The following is an 18,995-nucleotide window of genomic DNA, read 5'->3' on the forward strand; positions in this document are numbered from 1 at the left end:
AGGAACAAAACCTGCGCGTGTGCGCAACACCGCTGCGTCCTCGGCGGGAGGGACGCAGGACAACTGCGCCGGCACGGGTTTGGGCGGGATCACTCGGGTGCCGCGTGGGTGGCGCCCGCCTCCGGGCTCTCCGGCAGGAGGTGGGACAGCACCATCACGCTGATCGTCTTCCGGATGAAGGGCTCGGTGCGGATGCGCTCCAGCACCTCCTCGAAGTGTTCCACGTCCCGAGCCCGCACGTGCAGCAGCGCGTCCGCGCCACCGGTCACCGTCATGGCCGCGGTGATCTCCGGGTGGTTGCGCACCACCTCCGCGAGCCGCCGCGGCGGGGCCGCGCCCTCGCAGTACACCTCGACGTACGCCTCGGTGCGCCAGCCGAGCGCGGAGGGCTCGACCGTGGCCGTGAACCCGGTGATCACGCCGGTCTCCCGGAGCCGGTCCACGCGCCGCTTGACCGCGGTGGACGACAGCCCGACTGTCGCGCCGATCTCGGCGAAGCTGGTCCGGGCGTTCGCCATCAGCGCGGTGATGATCTTCCGGTCGAGGTCGTCGAACGGAGCGGTCCTGCTGTTCATGCGGGCACTGTAGTGAGCCCCGCGCGGACGGTCAGGGCCGGGTGAGGACCAGGGCGAGCGTCAGCAGCCCCAGCACCACCCATCCGAACCACAGCCAGCCGTTGCTGCCGAGCGCGACCGTGTAGGCCGTCACCACGACGAGCCCGCCGGCGGTCATCGCCCCCATGGCCTTGGTTGAACCGTTCGTGGAACCGGGCATCGCGGCATCCTCCCCATGGTCCGTTCCCCCATGGTGCCCCGGCCCGGCCCGCGCGGCACACCGCGGACTCAGCCCTCGCGCGCGCTGAGGGAGGCCAGGTAGGCGTTGTACGCCTCCAGCTCCTTGTCGCCGTCCCGGTCGGCGGCGCGGTCCTTGCGCCTGGCCTGCCGCTGCTCGGAGCCGTGCCACTGGAACAGCAGCGCTATCAGCACCAGCACGGACGGGATCTCGCTGAACGCCCAGGCGATGCCCCCGGCCGCGTTCTGGTCGGAGAGCGCGTCGATGCCGAGCGAGGCCGGCGGGTGTGTGAACGTGCCCACCATCGGCGCCGACGCCATCATCAGCGCGATGCCGAAGAACGCGTGGAACGGCATGCCGGCGAACAACTCCAGCATCCGCATCAGGTAACCGGGGCGGTGCGGCCCGGGGTCCACCCCGATGATCGGCCAGAAGAAGACGACGCCCACGGCGAAGAAGTGCACCATCATCGCCACGTGCCCGGTCCGCGAGCCCATCAGGAAGTCGAACAGCGGGGTGAAGTACAGGCCGTACAGGCTCGCGATGAACAGCGGGATCGTGAACGCCGGGTGGGTGACGATCCGCATGTACCGGCTGTGCAGCAGTGCCAGCAGCAGTTCGCGCGGCCCCCTGCGGCCCCTGCCGGCCGCCGGCAGGGCGCGCAGCGCCAGCGTGACCGGGGCGCCCAGCAGGACCAGGATGGGCGAGAGCATGCTGATCACCATGTGCTGCACCATGTGCACGCTGAACATGACCATGCCGTAGTCGTTCAGCCGGGTGCACATCATCAGCGCGACGGTCAGCACACCGGCCGCGAACGACACCGTACGTCCCGCCGGCCAGGCGTCACCGCGCCGCCGCAGCCGGACGGCCCCCCAGCCGTACAGCGCGAGTCCCGCCAGGCAGGCGACCAGGAAGAACGGGTCCGCCGACCAGCCCAGGCCCCGCCCCAGCGTGAACGGCGGCAGGTCCGTCATCATGCCGTGCCCGCTGTGATCCATCCGCCGGCTCCTGATTCGTGGGGGTTGTGCGCGTCTGTCCGCCCCCAAGAGTAGGACCGCCCCCGGTCACGCCTGCGACCGGGGGCGGTTCGTGCTCCGGGGGCTACAGGATGCACTCCGCCTCGTCGTACCGCTGCGCGGGAACGGTCTTCAGCGTCTCCACGGCCTCCGCCAGGGACACCATCACTATGTCCGTCCCCCGCAGCGCCGTCATCTTCCCGAAATCGCCCCGGTGCACCGCCTCCACCGCGTGCCAGCCGAACCGGGTGGCCAGCACCCGGTCGTACGCCGTCGGAGTGCCGCCCCGCTGGATGTGCCCGAGGATGACCGGACGCGCCTCCTTGCCGAGCCGCCGCTCCAGCTCGACCGACAGCTGCCGCGCGATGCCCGCGAAGCGTTCGTGTCCGTAGACGTCCTTGCCGCCCTCGTCGAACGCCATGGAGCCGGGCCGCGGTTTGGCCCCCTCCGCGGCGACCACGATCGCGAACCGCTTGCCCGCCTCGAACCGGGCGCCGACCTTCTTGGTCAACTCCTCGATGTCGAAGGGACGTTCGGGGACGACGACGGCGTGGGCGCCCGCCGCCATGCCGGAGTGCAGCGCTATCCAGCCGGTGTGCCGGCCCATGACCTCGACGATCAGCACCCGCTGGTGGGACTCGGCGGTGGTCTTGAGCCGGTCCAGCGCCTCGGTCGCGACGCCCACCGCGGTGTCGAAGCCGAAGGTGACGTCCGTGACGGCGATGTCGTTGTCGATGGTCTTCGGCACGCCGACGATGGGCAGCCCGCTGTCGGACAGCAGCCGGGCCGCCTTCAGCGTGCCCTCGCCGCCGATCGGGATGATCGCGTCCAGGCCGAGTTCCGCGACATGGCCCCGGGCCCGCTCCACGCCGCCCCGCAGGTGCTCCGGGCGGACCCGGGAGGAGCCGAGGATCGTGCCGCCGCGGGCCAGGATGCCGCCCACGGCATCGAGGTCGAGCTTCAGATAGTCGCACTCCAGGAGGCCCTTCCAGCCGTCCCGGAAACCGATGACCTCGTCGCCGTGGTCGGCGACGGCACGGTGCACGACGGACCGGATGACGGCGTTCAGGCCGGGGCAGTCGCCTCCGGACGTGAGGACACCAATGCGCATAGCCCGAAATACCTTCTCAACGTGGGCCGGGACGCCGGACCGCGTCGTCCGGCGAGTTCCCGGCCACCCTACCGGCGTGAGGGGGTGGCTCCGTAGCAGGCGTCCGCCTGCTGGACGCGCCCGCACATGTGAGCGGACGGCCTGTCAGGCGGGGCCCGCCACGAGTCCGCACCCGCTGAGACGGCGCTGAGACCCTGCTTACGCGGGCTGCTGCGCGGCGGCGATGCGCTCGTTGCGCAGCGCCTCGTACCACTGGTCGTCGATCGGCGGCAGTGCGTTGACGTCGAGCGCCAGCTTCAGCAGCAGGTCGGCGATCAGCGGGTTGCGGGCCAGCACCGGACCGTGCATGTACGTGCCGAAGACGGTGCCGTTGTACGCGCCCTCCGTGCCGTCCCCGGTGCCGTTGCCCTTGCCGATCCGCACCTGGGCCAGGGGGCGGGCGGCGGGGCCGAGGTGGGTGACGCCCTGGTGGTTCTCGAAGCCGGTCAGCGGGGGCAGGCCGAGCCGCGGGTCGATGTCCCCGAGGACGTCGCCCACGCACCGCTCGCCCTCGCCGCGCACCGACACCACGTCGAGCAGGCCGAGGCCGGGCTCGCGCTGGCCGAGGTCGTTGATGAACTCGTGGCCGAGGATCTGGTAGCCGGCGCACACGGAGAAGACGATCGCGCCGTTCTCCACCGCCCGCTGCAGGTGCCCGTCGCGCCGCAGCCGCTCGGCCGCGAGCCGCTGCGGCCGGTCCTCGCCGCCGCCGATCAGGTAGATGTCCCCGGAGGTCGGGATCGGCTGGTCGCTGCGCACGTCGAGCCGGGCCACGTCCAGGCCGCGCTGCCGCGCCCGGCGCTCCACGACGAGCGCGTTGCCCTGGTCGCCGTAGGTGCTCAGCAGGTCCGGGTAGATCCACACCAGCCGCAGTTGGTTGTCGCTCATGAGGTGATCGCCCTTCCTGATCAGTTGCCGACCCGGCGGCGCAGGTCCTGGAACGCGGTGTAGTTGGCGATGACCTCGATGCGTCCCGGCGGGGCCAGCTGGACGGCCTGGTCGAGGTTGTCGCAGACCTGGAAGTGCTGGTTGGCGACCTCCAGGCGGACGGCGAGGTCCAGCTTCCGGTTGCCGAGCACGAAGATCGGGTGGCCGGTCAGCCGCGTGTAGTCGACGTCCCACAGCCACGAGGTGTCCGTGCCGTCGGCGCCGCGCGCGTTCACGGAGAGGATCACCGGGGTGGGCGGCGGGTCGATCAGGGAGAACGTCTCCAGCCAGCCGGCCGGGTTCTTCGCCAGCAGCAGCCGCAGGTCACGGCCCTGGAACTGGACGACGTCGTAGCGGCCGGCCACGGCCTGCACCTGGTACATCCGCTCCAGGGCGACCTGCGGCGGCACCCCGAACACGGCGGCGACGGCGGCGGAGGAGGCCGCGTTGGCCTTGTTGGCGCGGCCCGGCAGCTGCAGGTGGATCGGCCAGGCGGACCCGTGCGGATCGAGGACGTGGTCCCCGGACAGGGCCCAGGTCGGCGTCGGCCGGCGGAAGCCGCACTCGCCGCAGAACCAGTCGTCGCCGGGGCGCTGCATGACGCCGCCGCACGACGGGCAGGACCACGCGTCGTCCTTCCACATCTGCCCGGCCGCGACCCAGATCACGTTGGGGGAGGAGGAGGCGGCCCACACCACCAGCGGGTCGTCGCAGTTGGCGACGACCACGGCCTTGGACCCGGACAGGCCCTCGCGCCAGTGCTCGGCGAGCATCCGGGTCTCGGCGGCGCGGTCGAGCTGGTCGCGGGAGAGGTTCAGCAGGGCGATGCACTTCGGGCCGGTGTCCCGGGCGACCCCGGACAGGTACTTCTCGTCGACCTCGATGACGGCGAACTTCGCGTCCGAGCCGCCCGCGAGCGCGGAGGTGATGCCGGCCGGCATGTTGGCGCCGAGCGCGTTCGACACGACCGGGCCCGCGGCGCGCAGCGCCTCCGCGATGAGCCGGGTGGTCGTGGTCTTGCCGTTCGTGGCGGACACCAGGACGACGTCCAGGTTCTGGGCGAGCCGTCCGAGGAGGTCGGGGTCGAGTTTCAGCGCGACCCGGCCACCGATCACCGACCCGCTGCCGCGCCCCGCGGCCCGCGATGCCGCAGCGACCGCCTTGCCCGCGGTCACGGCCAGCTTGGCCCGCGGCGTGAGCGGGTCCGAGTTGCCTGCCATCAGTTCTCGATCCTCCTTGCGTACGCGCGGCGCCTCGCCTGAGCCATCCGGCAACGTGGTGTGGACCTCAGCCTATCGAGATCCCCGCGTACACCCGAATCCCGGCCCGCGCCCCGCGGCGGGCACGGGCCCGAACGAACCGTACCCTTGCCGCCATGCGACACGGCTCGATCCCGGGCGCCCGCGGGCGCGTCCGGCCCCTCACCCTGCTCGGCGACGCGCCACTGCGCGAACGGTGCCGGGAGGTCACCGACTTCGGCCCCGCTCTGGCGGCGCTCGTGGAGGACCTGTTCGCCACGATGTACGCGGCGCGGGGGGTGGGCCTGGCCGCGAACCAGATCGGGGTGCCGCTCAGGGTGTTCGTGTACGACTGCCCGGACGACGACGACGTGCGCCACCTCGGGCACGTGGTGAACCCCCGCCTGGTGAGAACGGACGGAGTGGTGGTCCGGGGGCCGGAGGGCTGCCTGTCCCTGCCCGGACTGGAGGCCGGGACGGAGCGTCACGACCACGCGGTGGTCGAGGGTTCCACGCTGACCGGGGAGCCGGTCACCGTGCACGGCACGGGCTTCTTCGCCCGTTGCCTGCAGCACGAGTGCGACCACGTCGAGGGGCGCGTGTACGCGGACCGCCTCACGGGGTGGCGCAGGCGCCGGCTGCTGCGGCAGGTCGCCCGGGCCGCCTGGCACCGGTAGGCGGTTCCGCCGCGAAGGGGCGGGGGAGGGCACGGGAGGCCGCGGTCCGCCCGTGGGCGCAGCGCACCCTCAGAACCCCGGGCCCCCCACCCGGTCGCCCGCGGCGGCGAGCCGCCCCCACAGCAGGTCGGCGAGCGACCGCACCAACTCGGCGCGGGAACAGGGGCGCTCGCCGAGCCACCAGTCGCCCGCGGCGTGCATCATGCCGACGATCCCGTGACCCCACACCCGGGCGAGCTGCTGCGTGCCCGGCCCGAGGTCCAGCCGCTCCTCGATGACCTGGGCCAGCTCCTCGCCCATGCGCCGCAGCAGCGGGGCGCTGTGCTTGCCGACGTCGAACCCCTGGTCGCCCGGGGAGCCCTCCGCGGGGTGCATGAGGAACCGGTACACCTGCGGCCGTGCCTCGATGGCCGTGAGGTAGGTGTCCAGCGTGGACTCCACCCGCTCCCGCCGCCCCGCCGGAGCGTCCAGCGCGGCCCGCAGCGAGTCCAGCAGCGCGTCCGTGTGCCGCTTGGCCAAGGCTGCGTAAAGCCCGCCCTTGTCCCCGAAGTGCCGGTAGAGGATCGGCTTGGTGATGCCGGCCTCGGCGGCGATCGCGTTCATCGACGCCTGCGGGCCGTCGCGCAGCACCACCCGGTCGGCGGCCTCCAGCAACTCCCGCCGTCGGCGGTCGGCGGAGCGTTGCTGATCGGTCCGCTGCCTGGTGTCCATGTGCTCTCCCCACCCGTGGTGATTCGGTGACGCCTGCGCAAACTAACACTGCCCGTGTCCGTGACGTGGAGCGGGATGCCGGGGCACCCTCGGAAGTTGACTTTTCCTACCGGTCGGTAACAGACTCGCGTTACCGCTAGTAACATCGCACCGCCGCGCTGGAGGGGACATGGCCGAGTTCACCATGGAGCTCAACGACGAACAGAAGGAGGTCCGGGACTGGTTGCACGGCTTCGCCGCCGACGTCATCCGTCCCGCGGCCGCCGAGTGGGACGAGCGTGAGGAGACTCCCTGGCCGGTCATCCAGGAGGCCGCGAAGGTCGGCATCTACTCCCTCGACTTCTACGCGCAACAGTACTTCGACCCCACCGGCCTCGGTATCCCGACGGCCATGGAGGAGCTGTTCTGGGGCGACGCGGGCATCGCCCTCTCCATTGTGGGCACAGGCCTGGCCGCCGTGGGCGTCCTCGCCAACGGAACCGAGGAGCAGATCGGTACCTGGATCCCCCAGATGTACGGCGACCAGAACGACGTCAAGGTCGCCGCCTTCTGCTCCTCCGAGCCCGACGCCGGCTCCGACGTCGCCTCCATGCGCACCCGTGCCGTGTACGACGAGGCCAAGGACGAGTGGGTGATCAACGGCACCAAGACCTGGGCGACCAACGGCGGCATCGCCAACGTCCACGTCGTCGTCGCCGTGGTCGACCCCGAGCTGGGCTCCAAGGGCCACGCCTCCTTCATCGTCCCGCCCGGCACGCCGGGTCTCGCCCAGGGCCAGAAGTTCAAGAAGCACGGCATCCGGGCCTCGCACACCGCCGAGGTCATCCTGGACGGCGTCCGCGTGCCGGGCTCCTGCCTGCTCGGCGGCAAGGAGAGGCTCGACGAGCGCCTCGCCCGGGCCCGGGAGCGGGCCAGGACGGGCGGGGAGCGGGTGAAGAACGCGGCGATGGCCACGTTCGAGGCCTCGCGGCCGGCCGTGGGCGCGATGGCGGTGGGCACCGCCCGGGCCGCGTACGAGGTCGCCCTCGACTACGCCCGGACCCGTGAGCAGTTCGGCCGGCCGATCATCGACAACCAGGGCGTCGCCTTCCAGCTCGCGGACATGCGCACGCAGATCGACGCCGCCCGGCTCCTGGTCTGGCGCGCCTCCTGGATGGCGGTCAACGGCAAGCCCTTCACCGCGGCCGAGGGCTCGATGTCCAAGCTGTACGCCAGCGAGACCGCGAAGAAGGTCACCGCGCAGGCCATCCAGATCCTGGGCGGCAACGGCTACACCCGCGAGTACCCGGTGGAGCGCATGCACCGCGACGCGGCGATCTACACGATCTTCGAGGGCACGAGCGAGATCCAGCGCCTGGTGATCGCCCGCACCCTGTCGGGGATGCCGATCCGCTGACCTGGACGCCCTGGGCACTGCGGACGCCCCGGCCCCACCGGCCGGGGGCCCGCCCGTGCCCCTGTTCCGCGGGGCCCCCGCAAGGGCCGCCGGCCGGGGGCGGCCGGTCGCCCAACGGCACCGTCCCCGGGGCGGGAGCGCGACGAGCGGCGTTGCGGAGCGGCCGACCGTCCCGGCACGGGTGCCCGTCAGCCGTGCCGCAGCGGGGTGAGCTGTTCGATGTCGTAGCGCTTGCGCAGGTCCTCGATCGCCGCGTGGTCCGGGGAACCGCCCGTGCCCAGGATCTCCAGCAGCTCCTCGAAGTAGCGCTCGTGGTCCGGGGGCGGGGAGGCCTGGAAGAACATCTTCGCCGGGGTGTCCGTCGGGTTGGCGAAGGCGTGGGGACAGCCGGGGGGCACGACGATCACCGTGCCCGGTGTCGCGCGGACCACCCGGCTGCCCGAGGCCGACTCCCAGCCCCGCCAGTTGTCGGGGGTGCGGACGCGGGGCTCGAAGGCGAGGACGTCCAGCTCGCCCTCGAGCACGTAGAACAGCTCCTCGCTGCGCGTGTGCACGTGGGCGCCGACGTCGAAGCCCGGCGGTACCTCCACCTCGAAGGTGGAGGCCGTCCGCGAGTGCGTGCCGGTGACCTTGAACGTCACGCGCTGGGCGGGTGCCTGCACCACGCGGCCGTGGCCCGGTGGCACGAGCAGTCCCTCGGTCGCCGTCACCGGAGCCTCACCAGGTCACCGGAAGGGCCTCGGGACCGCGGATCAGCGCGCCCTTCCTGAAGGGCACCCGCTCCGGCGGCACCGCGAGCTTCAGGCCCGGCACCCGGTCCAGCAGGACGTCCACCAGCAGTTCCGACTCCAGCCGGGCCAGCATGCCGCCGGGGCAGTAGTGCGGGCCGAAGCCGAACGCCACGTGCGGGTTGGGACTGCGGGCGAAGTCGACGGTCTCCGGGTCGGGGAAGACGCCCGGGTCGCGGTTGGCGGCCAGGTAGGAGACGTAGACAGGGTCGCCGGCGCGGATGCGCACCCCCCGGACCTCCACGTCCTCCAGCGCGATCCGGGACAGCCCGACGGCGTTGCGGTGCGGGATGTAGCGCAGCAGCTCGTCGATGGCCCCCGGGCGGATCTCCGGTTCCGAGCGCAGCCGTTCGGCCAGCTCGGGCCGGGACAGCAGCAGGTGGAACATCTGGCCGCTGTTGTTGGTGACCGCCTCACCGCCGATCTGGAGCAGCACCGCGAGGCCGACGGCCTCCTCCAGGGTGACCTCGTCACGGCCGACGGCGGCGCCCAGCAGCGAGGCGACGTCCTCGCCCGTGGCGTCCTCGCGCAGCCCGATGAGGTCGCCGAAGTAGGCGCTCATCTCGCGCTTGGCCCCCTCGCTGACCTCCTTGCCGTGCGCGGACGACAGGATCAGCTGGGTCCAGGTGTGCATGGCGTGCCGGTCGGCGGCCGGCACGCCCATCAGTTCGCAGATCACCGCGATGGGGAAGGGGCCGAGCACCGCGCCGGTGAGGTCGGCGGGCGGCCCCTGGCGGAGGAGCTCGTCGACCAGCCCGTCCAGGATGCCGCGTGCCCTGCCGCGGACGCGCTCCACGCCCTTGGAGGTGAAGGCGGCGGCGACCGAGCGGCGCAGCCGGGTGTGGTCGGGCGGGTCCAGGAAGCCGACCGCGCCCCGGTCCGGGATGAAGTGCGGGGCGAGCCGGGTGACCTGCCGGCCCAGCACCGCCTCCCGGCTGAAGCGCGGGTCGTTGACGACCGCGCGCACGTCGTCGTACCGGGTGACGAGCCAGGCCCAGCCCTCGCCGTTGGGCAGCCGGATGCGGTTGACCGGGCCCTCGCGCATGAGCTCGGACAGCACCGGGTCGAAGTCCGTCCCGTCCAGGTCGGTCGCCGGCCAGTGCCGCACCGGGGGCAGGGGGCCGGTGGGCGTCGTGTCCCCGGTCATCGCGCGGTCCCGTTCGTCCCGGCCCAGCGGCCCACGGTCATCTCGGCGGTGATGCCGGGACCGAACCCGGCCAGCAGCCCGCGCGCCCGTTCCTCGGCGCCGCCCTCGTCGAACAGCCGGCGCAGCGCGTCCAGGACGACGGCGCTGGCGATGTTGCCGTACTCGGTGAGCGTGGCCCGGCTGAAGCGGAACGCGTGCGGGTCGACCTCCAGGAACGTGCTGAGGTCGTCGAGTATGCGGGGACCGCCCGCGTGGATGATGTAGAAGTCCAGGTCGGAGGCGTTCCAGCCGTGGTTGCCCGCGAGCTCCTGCAGCGCCGGGGCCAGCGGCTCCATGGTGGTCGGCACCCGCTTGTCCAGCAGGAAGTGGAAGCCGGTCTCCCGGACGTCGTACGCGATCCACTCCTCGGTCTTGGGGATCAGGTACGACCCGTTGCGCTCCAGGCGCACGCCCGTGCCGCCGCGGCCGCGCACCACGGCCGCGGCGACGCCGTCGCCGAACAGGCCGTTGGACAGCAGCGAGCCGATGCCGAGGTCTGTGGGCTGGTAGCACAGCGAGCAGAACTCGCAGGCCACGATGAGCGCGTTGGCGTCCGGGTAGGCCGTGCAGAAGTCGTGCGCCCGGTTGATCGCCGCACCGCCCGCCGCACAGCCCAGCTGGGCGATGGGCAGCTGCCGGGTGGTGCTCGGGAAGTCCATCTCGTTGATCAGCCACGCGGTCAGCGAGGGCATCATGAAGCCGGTGCACGACACGTAGATGATGACATCGATGTCATCCGTCATGAGCTCGGCGTCGTCCAGTGCCCGCTGGATGACCGCGGGCACGCGGGCCTTGGCCTCCGCCTCGTACAGCCTGTTGCGCTGCTCGAAGCCCGGGTGCTTCAGGGTCTCCTCGATGGGCTGCACGATGTGCCGGGTGCGTACGCCCGTGTTCTGGATCAGACGCAGGGCCAGCGGGAGCTGCGGGTGGTCCGCGTGACGGGACCGTGCCAGCTCCAGCGTCTCCTCCATCGTGATCACGTGCTCGGGTACGGACACCGAGGGTCTGCACAAAGTCGCCATGAGCCGTCCCTGCTTTCGCCGTCCGGAGGGTCGGTGCCCGCCGGTCAGAAGGTGGTCCACCCAGGTTCACCCGGGAGGACGACGATCTCGCGCCGGACTACTCCGAACAGGGGACGCGCCGCGGCGTTGCGGCTGATGGCGGGAGGTGCGCGGACCCTAGGGCGCTCCGCTGCTGTGCGCGATGCAGGCCACGTCGATGCGGTCCGCGAGTTTCGCCAGCTCGATGGTCAGGGCGGCGACCGTGTCCTCGTCGAGCCCGTGCTCCCCGGCCTCCACCAGATGCAGCCACCGTCCCCCCACGGTCCGCAGCAGCTTGCTCACGTCGGCCGCGGCCACCTGCAGGGTACCGCGGTCGTCGACGATCAGAGGCAGGGTCACTTCGCGGTTCACAGAACGGGATGGTAGCCGTGCATCCGTCACGCACCCTGCCAAACCGTGGTGATGTTGCAGAACTCGCGGATTCCGTGCCCGGACAGCTCACGCCCGTACCCCGACCGCTTCACCCCGCCGAACGGGAACGCCGGATGGGAGGCGGTCATCCCGTTGACGTACACGGCGCCGGCCTCCAAGTCCCGCGCGAACCGCTCCACCTCGGCCTCGTCCCGGGTCCAGACGTTCGAACTCAGGCCGAACGGCGAGTCGTTGGCGATGAGCACGGCCTCGTCCAGGTCACCGGCCCGGTACAGCGCGGCGACCGGACCGAACGCCTCCTCGCGGTGGATGCGCATCTCCCGGGTGATCCCCGCGAGGACCGTCGGCGGGTAGTACCAGCCCGGCCCGTCCGGCCGCTCGCCCCCGCACAGCACCCGGGCCCCGCTGCGCCTGGCGTCGTCCACCAACTCCTCGAGGTCGGCCCGCCCCTGCTCGCTGGCGAGCGGCCCGACCTCGGTCTCCTCCTCCAGGGGGTCCCCCACCTTCAGCGCCCTCATGCCCGCGACGAACTTCTCGGCGAAGGCGTCGTAGACGTCGGTGTGCACGACGAACCGTTTGGCGGCGATGCACGACTGCCCGTTGTTCTGCACCCGTGCGGTCACGGCGACCCCGGCCGCCCGGTCGAGGTCGGCGGACGGCATCACGACGTACGGGTCGCTGCCGCCCAGTTCCAGCACCGTCTTCTTGACCATCTCCCCGGCGGTGGAGGCGACCGCCCGCCCGGCGGGCTCGCTGCCCGTCAGGGTCGCGGCCTTCACCCGCTCGTCGCGCAGCAGGTCGTCGATCGCGCCGGAACCGATCAGCAGCGTCTGGAAACAGCCCTCCGGGAAACCCGCCCGGTGGAACAGGTCCTCCAGGTACAGGGCCGTCTGCGGGACGCCGGAGGCGTGCTTGAGCAGGCCCACGTTCCCCGCCATCAGCGCGGGCGCGGCGAACCGGACCACCTGCCAGAGGGGGAAGTTCCACGGCATCACCGCGAGCACGGGACCGAGCGGCCGGCAGCGGACCCGTACCCGCGAGGCGCCGGAGTCCCGCACGTCCGACTCGGCCGGCTCCTCGTCGGCCAGCAGCGACTCGGCGCGGTCGGCGTACCAGCGCATCGCCTTTGCGCACTTCGCCGCCTCCGCGCGGGCCTGCCGGACGGGCTTGCCCATCTCGGTGGTCATGATCCGGCCGATCTCGGCCCGGTCCTCCTCCAGCAGGTCGGCGGCCCGGTGCATCAGGCGGGCGCGTTCGGCGAACGCGGACGTCCGGTAGGTGCGGAAGGTGGCCTCGGCGAGCTGGAGACGCCGTTCCAGCTCCTCCTCCCCCATGGCCTGGTACGTCTTGAGCGTCTCGCCGTTGGCCGGGTTCACCGTCGCGATGGGCATGGCTGACCTCCCTGGGAGCGGGCCTGCTCCGGTCCCGGCGCGCGACCGGACCGGTCGCGGCGCGCAGGCCGCTGTTCAGCCCGAGTGCTCAGCCAGCCGGTCCAGAAACGCGGCCTGCGCCGTGATGATCACCTCGCGGGCCCGGTCCAGACCGAACCAGGCCACCCGGTCCAGCTCGGGGAACTCCTGGACGCGGCCCGACCCCGGCGGCCACTGCATCGTGAAGGTGCCGGGGCTGATGGACCCCGGGTCGAGGTCCGCCTCCACCGCCCACACGGTGACGACCTTGCCGTTGGCCTGGACGACCTCGCCCAGCGCCACGGCCTCCCCGTCGGGCGGCGCCAGCCCCAGCTCCTCCCGGAATTCCCGGCGGGCCGCCTCCCAGGCGGGCTCCTGCGGTGTGTACTCGCCCTTGGGCACGGTCCACGCCCCCGCGTCCTTCTTCGCGAAGAAGGGGCCGCCCATGTGGCCGAGCAGCACCTCCAGCCCGTCGCCGCCGCGCCGGAACAGCAGCAGTCCCGCGCTGCGCCTCACCGCACGCGCCGTCACGGTGCGACCTCCGGGTGGGCCGCCAGCAGGGTCTGCACCGTGTCGGCCTCCTCGGGCCGCTTGTCCTCGCGGTAGCGGATCACGCGGGCGAAGCGCAGCGTGACGCCGGCCGGGTAGCGCGAGGAGCGCTGCAGCCCGTCGTAGGCGATCTCGACGACGAGTTCGGGGCGGACCCTGACCACCCCGCCCTCGTCCTCGACGGCCAGCTCCCGCAGCCGCCCGGTCTGCCAGGCGAGCATCGCGTCCGTCATGCCCTTGAAGGTCTTGCCGAGCATCGTGTAGCCGCCGTCCGGGTCGCGTGCGCCGAGGTGGAGGTTGGACAGCCGGCCGGTGCGGCGGCCGTGGCCCCATTCGGCGGCCAGCACCACCAGGTCGAGGGTGTGCACGGGCTTGACCTTCAGCCAGGACGCACCGCGGCGGCCGGCGCTGTAGGGGGCGTCCAGGGCCTTGACGACGACGCCCTCGTGGCCGCGGGCGAGGGTGTCGGCGAGGAACCGTTCCGCTTCGGGCAGGTCCCCGGGTCCGGACACCGGCGTCCGGCGCACCCGCATCGGCTCGGGCACCAGCCGGGCCAGCTCCGCGTGCCGCGCGGTGAGGGGCAGGTCGAGCAGGTCGCGGCCGTCGACCGAGAGCGCGTCGAAGAACACGGGCGAGACGGGCACCTCCCCGGCCGCCCTGGCCACGTCCGTCCGGGAGCCGACCCGGCCCGCCGTCTCCTGGAACGAGCGGGGCCGGCCGGACGCGTCGAAGGAGATCACCTCGCCGTCCAGGATGAACCGCTCGCCCGCCAGCCCCAGGGCGGCGGCGGTCACTTCGGGCAGCCGGTCGGTGATGTCGTCCAGGGTGCGGGTGTGGACGCGCACCGTGCTGCCGTCCCGGTGGACCTGGACGCGGATGCCGTCCAGCTTCTCCTCGACCGCGCAGGCCCCCAGTTTCCCGACCGCCTCGGCCACCGAGGACGCGCTGTGCGCCAGCATCGGCAGCACCGGACGGCCGACGGCCAGCCGGAACCGGTCCAGCGCTTCGGGTCCCTCGGTGAGCAGCGCCTGCGCGACCGGCTGCAGCGCCCCGGCGAGCATCACCGCCCGCCGCACCCGCGCCGGGTCCGCGCCGGTGGCGCGGGCGAGGCCCTCCGCGGCGACCGCGTCCAGCGCGCCCTGCCGGACCTCGCCGGTCAGCAGGCCCAGCAGGAAGCGCTGCTCGCCCCCGGTGGCCGCGCCCATCAGCTCGCCGACGATCCGGGCCCGCTCGGCCTGGGACCCGGGGCCGGACACCCGGCCCAGCTCGGTCAGCCGGGCGTCGACCTCCCGGACCGTGAGGGAGGGCTCGGCGGCCGGCGGGACCGCACGGCCCAGCACCTTCCAACCGACGCCGAGCCGCCCCTGCGGCAGCCGTCCGGCCAGGTAGGGGATGACGATCGGCACGTCGTCCGCCTCCGCGTCCCGGAACAGCTCCGCGAGCAGGGCGGTCTTGCGGGAGCGGGCCGCCGTGGCGGCGACCTCCCGCGACACGTCGGCGAGCCGGGTCAGCAGCATGCAGTCATGGTGCACCGGTCAGGCGGTGTCCACACCCGGCCGCCGCGCCCAAATCGGCGCGGCGGGGATCGCCGCCCCGGCGGCCGCGACCGGCCGCGGTCGCCGGGTCCCGCACGCCGGTCACCGGACGGGCGCCGGACGACGTCTCGTGCGACCCGGTGCCCGGCCGTGCCGGCAGGCTGCCCGCGGCACGGCGCGCGGCGTCCCCCGGCCGTGCCGCGGGGACCGGGCGGCGGCCGCGGGATTGACGAAGGGACTTGCCGATCCTGCAATGAGGCCATGACGACCGACGACGTGCTGACGCAGGTGGGCCCCCGGTTGCGGCGCCTGCGCAAGGAGCGCGAGGTGACCCTGGCCGCGCTCTCGGAGGCGACGGGGATCTCCGTCAGCACCCTCTCCCGGCTGGAGTCCGGCCTGCGCAGGCCCAGCCTCGAACTGCTGCTGCCGATCGCCCGGGCCCACCAGGTGCCGCTGGACGAACTGGTCGGTGCCCCGCCGGTGGGGGACCCGCGGGTGCGCTCCAGGCCGATCGTGCGGGACGGGCGCACCCACTGGCCGCTGACCCGGCAGCCCGGCGGGCTCCAGGCCTTCAAGGTGCTGGAACCGCGGCGCAGGCTCGCACCTGACCCGCGCAGTCACGAGGGCTACGAGTGGCTGTACGTGCTCTCCGGGCGGCTGCGGCTGGTGCTGGGCGAGCACGACGTGGTGCTCACGGCGGGCGAGGCCGCCGAGTTCGACACCCGGGTGCCGCACTGGTTCGGGTCGACCGGGGAGGGGCCGGTGGAGTTCCTGAGCCTGTTCGGACCGCAGGGCGAGCGCATGCACGTCCGGGCACGGCCGACGGGCACGTGACGCACCCGACTGTTCCCGGATCGGCAAGCGACCGCTTAGTATGCGGGCGGACCCGGTCAGACGAAGCAGTCCCGTGGAGGCCCCGCATGCAGGCATGGCAAGTGCACGAGAACGGCGAGCCCGGTGAGGTGATGCGCCTGGCGGAGGTGGAGCGGCCCGTGCCCGGCGACGGCCAGGTACTGCTGCGCGTGCGGGCCGCCAACGTCAACTTCCCGGACACGCTGCTGTGCCGGGGCCAGTACCAGGTGCGCCCGCCGCTGCCCTTCACACCGGGCGTGGAGGTCTGCGCCGAGACCGAGGACGGCCGCCGGGTGATCGCCACCCCCGCGCTGCCGTACGGCGGTTTCGCCGAGTACGCCGTCGCCGACGCCCGCGCCCTGCTGCCCGCGCCCGGGTCGCTGGACGACGCGGAGGCCGCCGCGCTGCACATCGGCTACCAGACCGGCTGGTTCGGCCTGCACCGCAGGGCGCACCTCGAAGCGGGGGAGACCCTGCTCGTGCACGCCGCCGCCGGCGGAGTCGGCAGCGCCGCCGTGCAGCTCGGCAAGGCCGCCGGGGCCACGGTCATCGGCGTCGTGGGCGGCGCGGACAAGGTCGCGGTGGCCCGGGAGCTGGGCTGCGACGCGGTGGTCGACCGCCGCGCCGAGGACGTCGTCGCCGCCGTGAAGGAGGCGACCGGCGGCCGGGGCGCCGACGTGGTCTACGACCCCGTCGGCGGCGAGGCGTACGCCCAGTCCGCCAAGCTGGTCGCCTTCGAGGGCCGGATCGTGGTCGTCGGCTTCGCCAGCGGCACCATCCCGAACCCGGGCCTCAACCACGCCCTGGTGAAGAACTACTCGATCCTGGGCCTCCACTGGGGCCTGTACGCCGCCAAGGACCCCGGGCTGGTGCTGCACTGCCACGAACGGCTCACCGAACTGGCCGCGCGCGGCGCCGTCAAGCCCCTGGTGAGCGAGCGGGTGCCGCTGGAGGAGGCCGCGGCCGCCGTGCAGCGCGTGGCCGACGGCGTGACCACCGGCCGGATCGCCGTACAGCTGGAGAACGGAGCCGCCGCATGACCGACGCCGGAGAACTGCGCCGCCGCACGCGCGAGCTGCTGGCGGAGCACCCGCCCGCGAGCACCGGCCGGCTGGAGTTCCTGCAGGCCCGGTTCGACGCCGGCCTGGCCTGGGTGCACTACCCCGAGGGCCTCGGCGGTCTCGGCGCCCCGCGCTCCCTGCAGGCCGTCGTGGACGCCGAACTGGAGGCCGCGGGGGCCCCCGACAACGACCCCCGGCGCATCGGCATCGGCCTCGGCATGGCCGCGCCGACCATCCTGGAGTACGGCACCGAGGAGCAGAAGCGGCGCCACCTGCGCCCGCTGTGGACGGGCGAGGAGGTCTGGTGCCAGCTCTTCAGCGAGCCCGGGGCCGGCTCCGACCTGGCCGCGCTCGGGACGCGGGCCGTCCGGGAGGGCGACGAGTGGGTCGTCGACGGGCAGAAGGTGTGGACGTCGAGCGCCCACCTGGCCCGCTGGGCCATCCTCATCGCCCGCACCGACCCGGGCGTGCCGAAGCACGCGGGCATCACCTACTTCCTCTGCGACATGACCGACCCGGGCGTCGAGGTCCGCCCGCTGCGCCAGATCACCGGCGAGGCCGAGTTCAACGAGGTCTTCCTCACCGGCGTCCGCATCCCCGACTCCCGCCGCCTGGGCGAGGTCGGCGACGGCTGGCGGGTCGCCCAGACCACGCTGATGAACGAGCGCGTCTCCATCGGCGGCATGCGCCTGCCCCGCGAGGGCGGCATGATCGGCCTGGTCGCGAAGACCTGGCGCGAGCGCCCCGAACTGCGCACGCACGAGCTGCACCAGCGCCTGCTGAAGCTGTGGGTCGAGGCCGAGGTCTCCCGCCTCACCGCCGAGCGCCTGCGCCAGCAGCTCGCCGTCGGCCAGCCCGGCTACGAGGGCTCCGGCATGAAGCTCGCCTTCGCCCGCCTCAACCAGGAGATCAGCGGCCTGGAGGTCGAACTGCGCGGTGAGGAGGGCCTGCTGTACGACGACTGGACCATGCGCCGCCCCGAACTGGTCGACTTCACCGGCCGGGACGCCGGGTACCGCTACCTGCGGGCCAAGGGCAACAGCATCGAGGGCGGGACCAGCGAGGTCCTGCTGAACATCGTCGCCGAGCGCGTCCTGGGCCTGCCCGCCGAGCCGCGCACCGACAAGGACCTCGCCTGGAAGGACCTCGCCCGATGACGGATCTTCTCTACTCCGAGGAGGAGGAGGCGCTGCGCGCCGCCGTCCGCGACCTGCTCACGGACCACTGCGCCGCCGCGGACGTCATCGCGCGCACCGAGTCGGACGCCCCGCACGACCTCGCCCTGTGGAAGTCCCTGGCGGACGGCATGGGCCTCGCCGGACTCCTGGTGCCCGAGGCGCAGGGCGGCCACGGCGCCACCCACCGCGAGGCGGCCGTCGTGCTGGAGGAACTGGGCCGGGCGGTCGCCCCCGTGCCGTACCTCACCAGCGCGGTCGTGGCCACCGAGGCCCTGCTCGCCTGTGGGGACGGGGAACTGCTGGGCCGCCTGGCCTCCGGGCGCACCCTCGCCGCCCTCGCGGTCGGGCTGCACACCGCCCCGGGCACCGCCCCGAAGACCGCACGGCGGGACGGCGGCGCCCTGCACGGCGAGTTGACCGCCGTCGCCGACGCCGCCGTCGCCGACGTCCTGCTCGTCCCGGCCGACGACGGCGGGCTGTACGCCGTGGCCGCCGACGCCGTGACCGTCACCGCGCAGGTCTGCCTGGACCCGACCCGTCCGCTGGCCACCGTCACCCTCACGAGTGCCCCGGGCCGCCGGATCGGCGACGCGGAACCGGCCGTACGACGCGCCCTGCGGGCCGGCGCCGGACTGCTCGCCTCCGAGCAACTGGGCGTCGCGGAATGGGCGTTGACCGAGACGGTCCGCTACCTGAAGGAGCGCAAGCAGTTCAACCGGCCGGTCGGCGGCTTCCAGGCGCTCAAGCACCGGCTCGCCCAACTGTGGCTGGAGGTCGTCAACCTGCGGGCCGCCGCCCGCGCCGCCGCCGACGCCCTGTCCGGCGGTGCGGACACCGACATCCCGGTGGCCGTCGCCCAGGCCTACGCCGCCCCCGCCGCCGTACGCGCCGCCGAGGAGGCGCTGCAGCTCCACGGCGGCATCGGCATGACCTGGGAACACCCCGTCCACCTCCACCTGAAGCGGGCCAAGGCCGACTCGATCGCCTACGGCACCGCCGGCGCCCACCGGGAGGCACTGGCCGAGCTGGTCGACCTCCGGGCGCCCTGACACCGGCCCCGGACGAAGCCCGCCCCACCCGGGGGGCGGGCTTCC

General features: G+C 73.2%; 20 protein-coding genes. 6 read left to right on the top strand and 14 right to left on the bottom strand.

Annotated features, from left to right (window positions below; all coding sequences use genetic code 11):
* Positions 1–89 precede the first annotated feature (89 nt).
* The 6 genes from QQY24_RS26665 to QQY24_RS26690 all read right to left on the bottom strand — a co-directional run bounded on the left by QQY24_RS26665 (position 90) and on the right by QQY24_RS26690 (position 5,108).
* Positions 90–575, bottom strand: coding sequence for an Lrp/AsnC family transcriptional regulator (locus QQY24_RS26665; RefSeq protein WP_301975252.1), 486 nt, complete (start codon positions 573–575; stop codon positions 90–92).
* 31 nt (positions 576–606) lie between these two features.
* Positions 607–774 carry a hypothetical protein gene (locus QQY24_RS26670; RefSeq protein ID WP_301975253.1) on the bottom strand — a complete coding sequence of 56 codons (168 nt, stop codon included), beginning with the start codon at positions 772–774 and terminating at the stop codon, positions 607–609.
* A 68-nt stretch (positions 775–842) separates the two neighbouring features.
* Positions 843–1,793, bottom strand: coding sequence for a cytochrome c oxidase assembly protein (locus QQY24_RS26675; protein ID WP_301975254.1), 951 nt, complete (start codon positions 1,791–1,793; stop codon positions 843–845).
* Between the two features lie 103 nt (positions 1,794–1,896).
* A complete protein-coding gene (locus QQY24_RS26680; protein WP_301975255.1) occupies positions 1,897–2,922 on the bottom strand; it encodes a 6-phosphofructokinase in 1,026 nt (341 codons plus the stop codon).
* Between the two features lie 198 nt (positions 2,923–3,120).
* Complete coding sequence (locus tag QQY24_RS26685) at positions 3,121–3,849, bottom strand: type 1 glutamine amidotransferase (RefSeq protein ID WP_301975256.1); 729 nt, start codon at positions 3,847–3,849, stop codon at positions 3,121–3,123.
* 20 nt (positions 3,850–3,869) lie between these two features.
* Positions 3,870–5,108, bottom strand: a complete 1,239-nt coding sequence (locus QQY24_RS26690) for a MurT ligase domain-containing protein (RefSeq protein WP_301975257.1) — start codon at positions 5,106–5,108, stop codon at positions 3,870–3,872.
* A gap of 155 nt (positions 5,109–5,263) precedes the next feature.
* Between QQY24_RS26690 and def the strand changes: the two genes are divergently transcribed.
* Positions 5,264–5,803, top strand: coding sequence for a peptide deformylase (def, locus tag QQY24_RS26695; RefSeq protein ID WP_301975258.1), 540 nt, complete (start codon positions 5,264–5,266; stop codon positions 5,801–5,803).
* Between the two features lie 69 nt (positions 5,804–5,872).
* Here def and QQY24_RS26700 read toward each other — a convergent pair whose 3' ends face one another.
* The gene (locus QQY24_RS26700; protein WP_301975259.1) at positions 5,873–6,514 is read right to left on the bottom strand and encodes a TetR family transcriptional regulator; all 642 of its coding nucleotides are present in this window, start codon (positions 6,512–6,514) and stop codon (positions 5,873–5,875) included.
* 169 nt (positions 6,515–6,683) lie between these two features.
* Here QQY24_RS26700 and QQY24_RS26705 point away from each other — a divergent pair, with 169 nt between their 5' ends.
* A complete protein-coding gene (locus QQY24_RS26705) occupies positions 6,684–7,910 on the top strand; it encodes an acyl-CoA dehydrogenase family protein (RefSeq protein WP_301975260.1) in 1,227 nt (408 codons plus the stop codon).
* Between the two features lie 188 nt (positions 7,911–8,098).
* On the opposite strand, the gene QQY24_RS26710 is transcribed toward QQY24_RS26705, so the two are convergent.
* The 7 genes from QQY24_RS26710 to QQY24_RS26740 all read right to left on the bottom strand — a co-directional run bounded on the left by QQY24_RS26710 (position 8,099) and on the right by QQY24_RS26740 (position 14,792).
* On the bottom strand, positions 8,099–8,620 hold the full coding sequence (locus QQY24_RS26710; RefSeq protein ID WP_301975261.1) for a cupin domain-containing protein: 522 nt from the start codon (positions 8,618–8,620) through the stop codon (positions 8,099–8,101).
* 7 nt (positions 8,621–8,627) lie between these two features.
* On the bottom strand, positions 8,628–9,845 hold the full coding sequence (locus tag QQY24_RS26715; RefSeq protein ID WP_301975262.1) for a cytochrome P450: 1,218 nt from the start codon (positions 9,843–9,845) through the stop codon (positions 8,628–8,630).
* Entirely contained in the window at positions 9,842–10,906 is a 1,065-nt protein-coding gene (locus QQY24_RS26720) for a type III polyketide synthase (RefSeq protein ID WP_301975263.1), read from the bottom strand. The genes QQY24_RS26715 and QQY24_RS26720 overlap by 4 nt, the downstream gene beginning before the upstream one ends.
* A 156-nt stretch (positions 10,907–11,062) precedes the next feature.
* On the bottom strand, positions 11,063–11,296 hold the full coding sequence (locus QQY24_RS26725; protein ID WP_301975264.1) for a DUF6213 family protein: 234 nt from the start codon (positions 11,294–11,296) through the stop codon (positions 11,063–11,065).
* A gap of 26 nt (positions 11,297–11,322) precedes the next feature.
* Positions 11,323–12,708 (bottom strand): NADP-dependent succinic semialdehyde dehydrogenase, encoded by a 1,386-nt coding sequence (locus QQY24_RS26730; RefSeq protein WP_301975265.1) that lies wholly within the window; start codon positions 12,706–12,708, stop codon positions 11,323–11,325.
* 75 nt (positions 12,709–12,783) lie between these two features.
* On the bottom strand, positions 12,784–13,242 hold the full coding sequence (locus QQY24_RS26735) for an NUDIX domain-containing protein (protein ID WP_301975266.1): 459 nt from the start codon (positions 13,240–13,242) through the stop codon (positions 12,784–12,786).
* A gap of 11 nt (positions 13,243–13,253) precedes the next feature.
* Positions 13,254–14,792 carry an ATP-dependent DNA ligase gene (locus tag QQY24_RS26740; RefSeq protein ID WP_301975267.1) on the bottom strand — a complete coding sequence of 513 codons (1,539 nt, stop codon included), beginning with the start codon at positions 14,790–14,792 and terminating at the stop codon, positions 13,254–13,256.
* Positions 14,793–15,071: 279 nt separating this feature from the next.
* Between QQY24_RS26740 and QQY24_RS26745 the strand changes: the two genes are divergently transcribed.
* The 4 genes from QQY24_RS26745 (at position 15,072) to QQY24_RS26760 (ending at position 18,950) form a co-directional block, all read left to right on the top strand.
* Positions 15,072–15,644 carry a helix-turn-helix domain-containing protein gene (locus QQY24_RS26745; RefSeq protein ID WP_301975268.1) on the top strand — a complete coding sequence of 191 codons (573 nt, stop codon included), beginning with the start codon at positions 15,072–15,074 and terminating at the stop codon, positions 15,642–15,644.
* 86 nt (positions 15,645–15,730) lie between these two features.
* Entirely contained in the window at positions 15,731–16,702 is a 972-nt protein-coding gene (locus QQY24_RS26750; RefSeq protein ID WP_301975269.1) for an NADPH:quinone oxidoreductase family protein, read from the top strand.
* The gene (locus tag QQY24_RS26755) at positions 16,699–17,880 is read left to right on the top strand and encodes an acyl-CoA dehydrogenase family protein (protein ID WP_301975270.1); all 1,182 of its coding nucleotides are present in this window, start codon (positions 16,699–16,701) and stop codon (positions 17,878–17,880) included. Before QQY24_RS26750 ends, QQY24_RS26755 begins: the two co-directional genes overlap by 4 nt.
* Positions 17,877–18,950, top strand: a complete 1,074-nt coding sequence (locus QQY24_RS26760) for an acyl-CoA dehydrogenase family protein (RefSeq protein WP_301975271.1) — start codon at positions 17,877–17,879, stop codon at positions 18,948–18,950. Before QQY24_RS26755 ends, QQY24_RS26760 begins: the two co-directional genes overlap by 4 nt.
* Positions 18,951–18,995: the final 45 nt, after the last annotated feature.

Origin of the sequence: Streptomyces sp. TG1A-8, from assembly GCF_030499535.1 — a bacterium.
In the GTDB taxonomy this organism is placed as follows: Bacteria; Actinomycetota; Actinomycetes; order Streptomycetales; family Streptomycetaceae; genus Streptomyces.

Bases quoted from the DNA above. Each gene is read 5' to 3' on its own strand.
- QQY24_RS26665 (WP_301975252.1), bottom strand. From the start codon at position 575: ATGAACAGCAGGACCGCTCCGTTCGACGACCTCGACCGGAAGATCATC.
- QQY24_RS26670 (WP_301975253.1), bottom strand. From the start codon at position 774: ATGCCCGGTTCCACGAACGGTTCAACCAAGGCCATGGGGGCGATGACC.
- QQY24_RS26675 (WP_301975254.1), bottom strand. From the start codon at position 1,793: ATGGATCACAGCGGGCACGGCATGATGACGGACCTGCCGCCGTTCACG.
- QQY24_RS26680 (WP_301975255.1), bottom strand. From the start codon at position 2,922: ATGCGCATTGGTGTCCTCACGTCCGGAGGCGACTGCCCCGGCCTGAAC.
- QQY24_RS26685 (WP_301975256.1), bottom strand. From the start codon at position 3,849: ATGAGCGACAACCAACTGCGGCTGGTGTGGATCTACCCGGACCTGCTG.
- QQY24_RS26690 (WP_301975257.1), bottom strand. From the start codon at position 5,108: ATGGCAGGCAACTCGGACCCGCTCACGCCGCGGGCCAAGCTGGCCGTG.
- def (WP_301975258.1), top strand. From the start codon at position 5,264: ATGCGACACGGCTCGATCCCGGGCGCCCGCGGGCGCGTCCGGCCCCTC.
- QQY24_RS26700 (WP_301975259.1), bottom strand. From the start codon at position 6,514: ATGGACACCAGGCAGCGGACCGATCAGCAACGCTCCGCCGACCGCCGA.
- QQY24_RS26705 (WP_301975260.1), top strand. From the start codon at position 6,684: ATGGCCGAGTTCACCATGGAGCTCAACGACGAACAGAAGGAGGTCCGG.
- QQY24_RS26715 (WP_301975262.1), bottom strand. From the start codon at position 9,845: ATGACCGGGGACACGACGCCCACCGGCCCCCTGCCCCCGGTGCGGCAC.
- QQY24_RS26720 (WP_301975263.1), bottom strand. From the start codon at position 10,906: ATGGCGACTTTGTGCAGACCCTCGGTGTCCGTACCCGAGCACGTGATC.
- QQY24_RS26730 (WP_301975265.1), bottom strand. From the start codon at position 12,708: ATGCCCATCGCGACGGTGAACCCGGCCAACGGCGAGACGCTCAAGACG.
- QQY24_RS26740 (WP_301975267.1), bottom strand. From the start codon at position 14,792: ATGCTGCTGACCCGGCTCGCCGACGTGTCGCGGGAGGTCGCCGCCACG.
- QQY24_RS26745 (WP_301975268.1), top strand. From the start codon at position 15,072: ATGACGACCGACGACGTGCTGACGCAGGTGGGCCCCCGGTTGCGGCGC.
- QQY24_RS26750 (WP_301975269.1), top strand. From the start codon at position 15,731: ATGCAGGCATGGCAAGTGCACGAGAACGGCGAGCCCGGTGAGGTGATG.
- QQY24_RS26755 (WP_301975270.1), top strand. From the start codon at position 16,699: ATGACCGACGCCGGAGAACTGCGCCGCCGCACGCGCGAGCTGCTGGCG.
- QQY24_RS26760 (WP_301975271.1), top strand. From the start codon at position 17,877: ATGACGGATCTTCTCTACTCCGAGGAGGAGGAGGCGCTGCGCGCCGCC.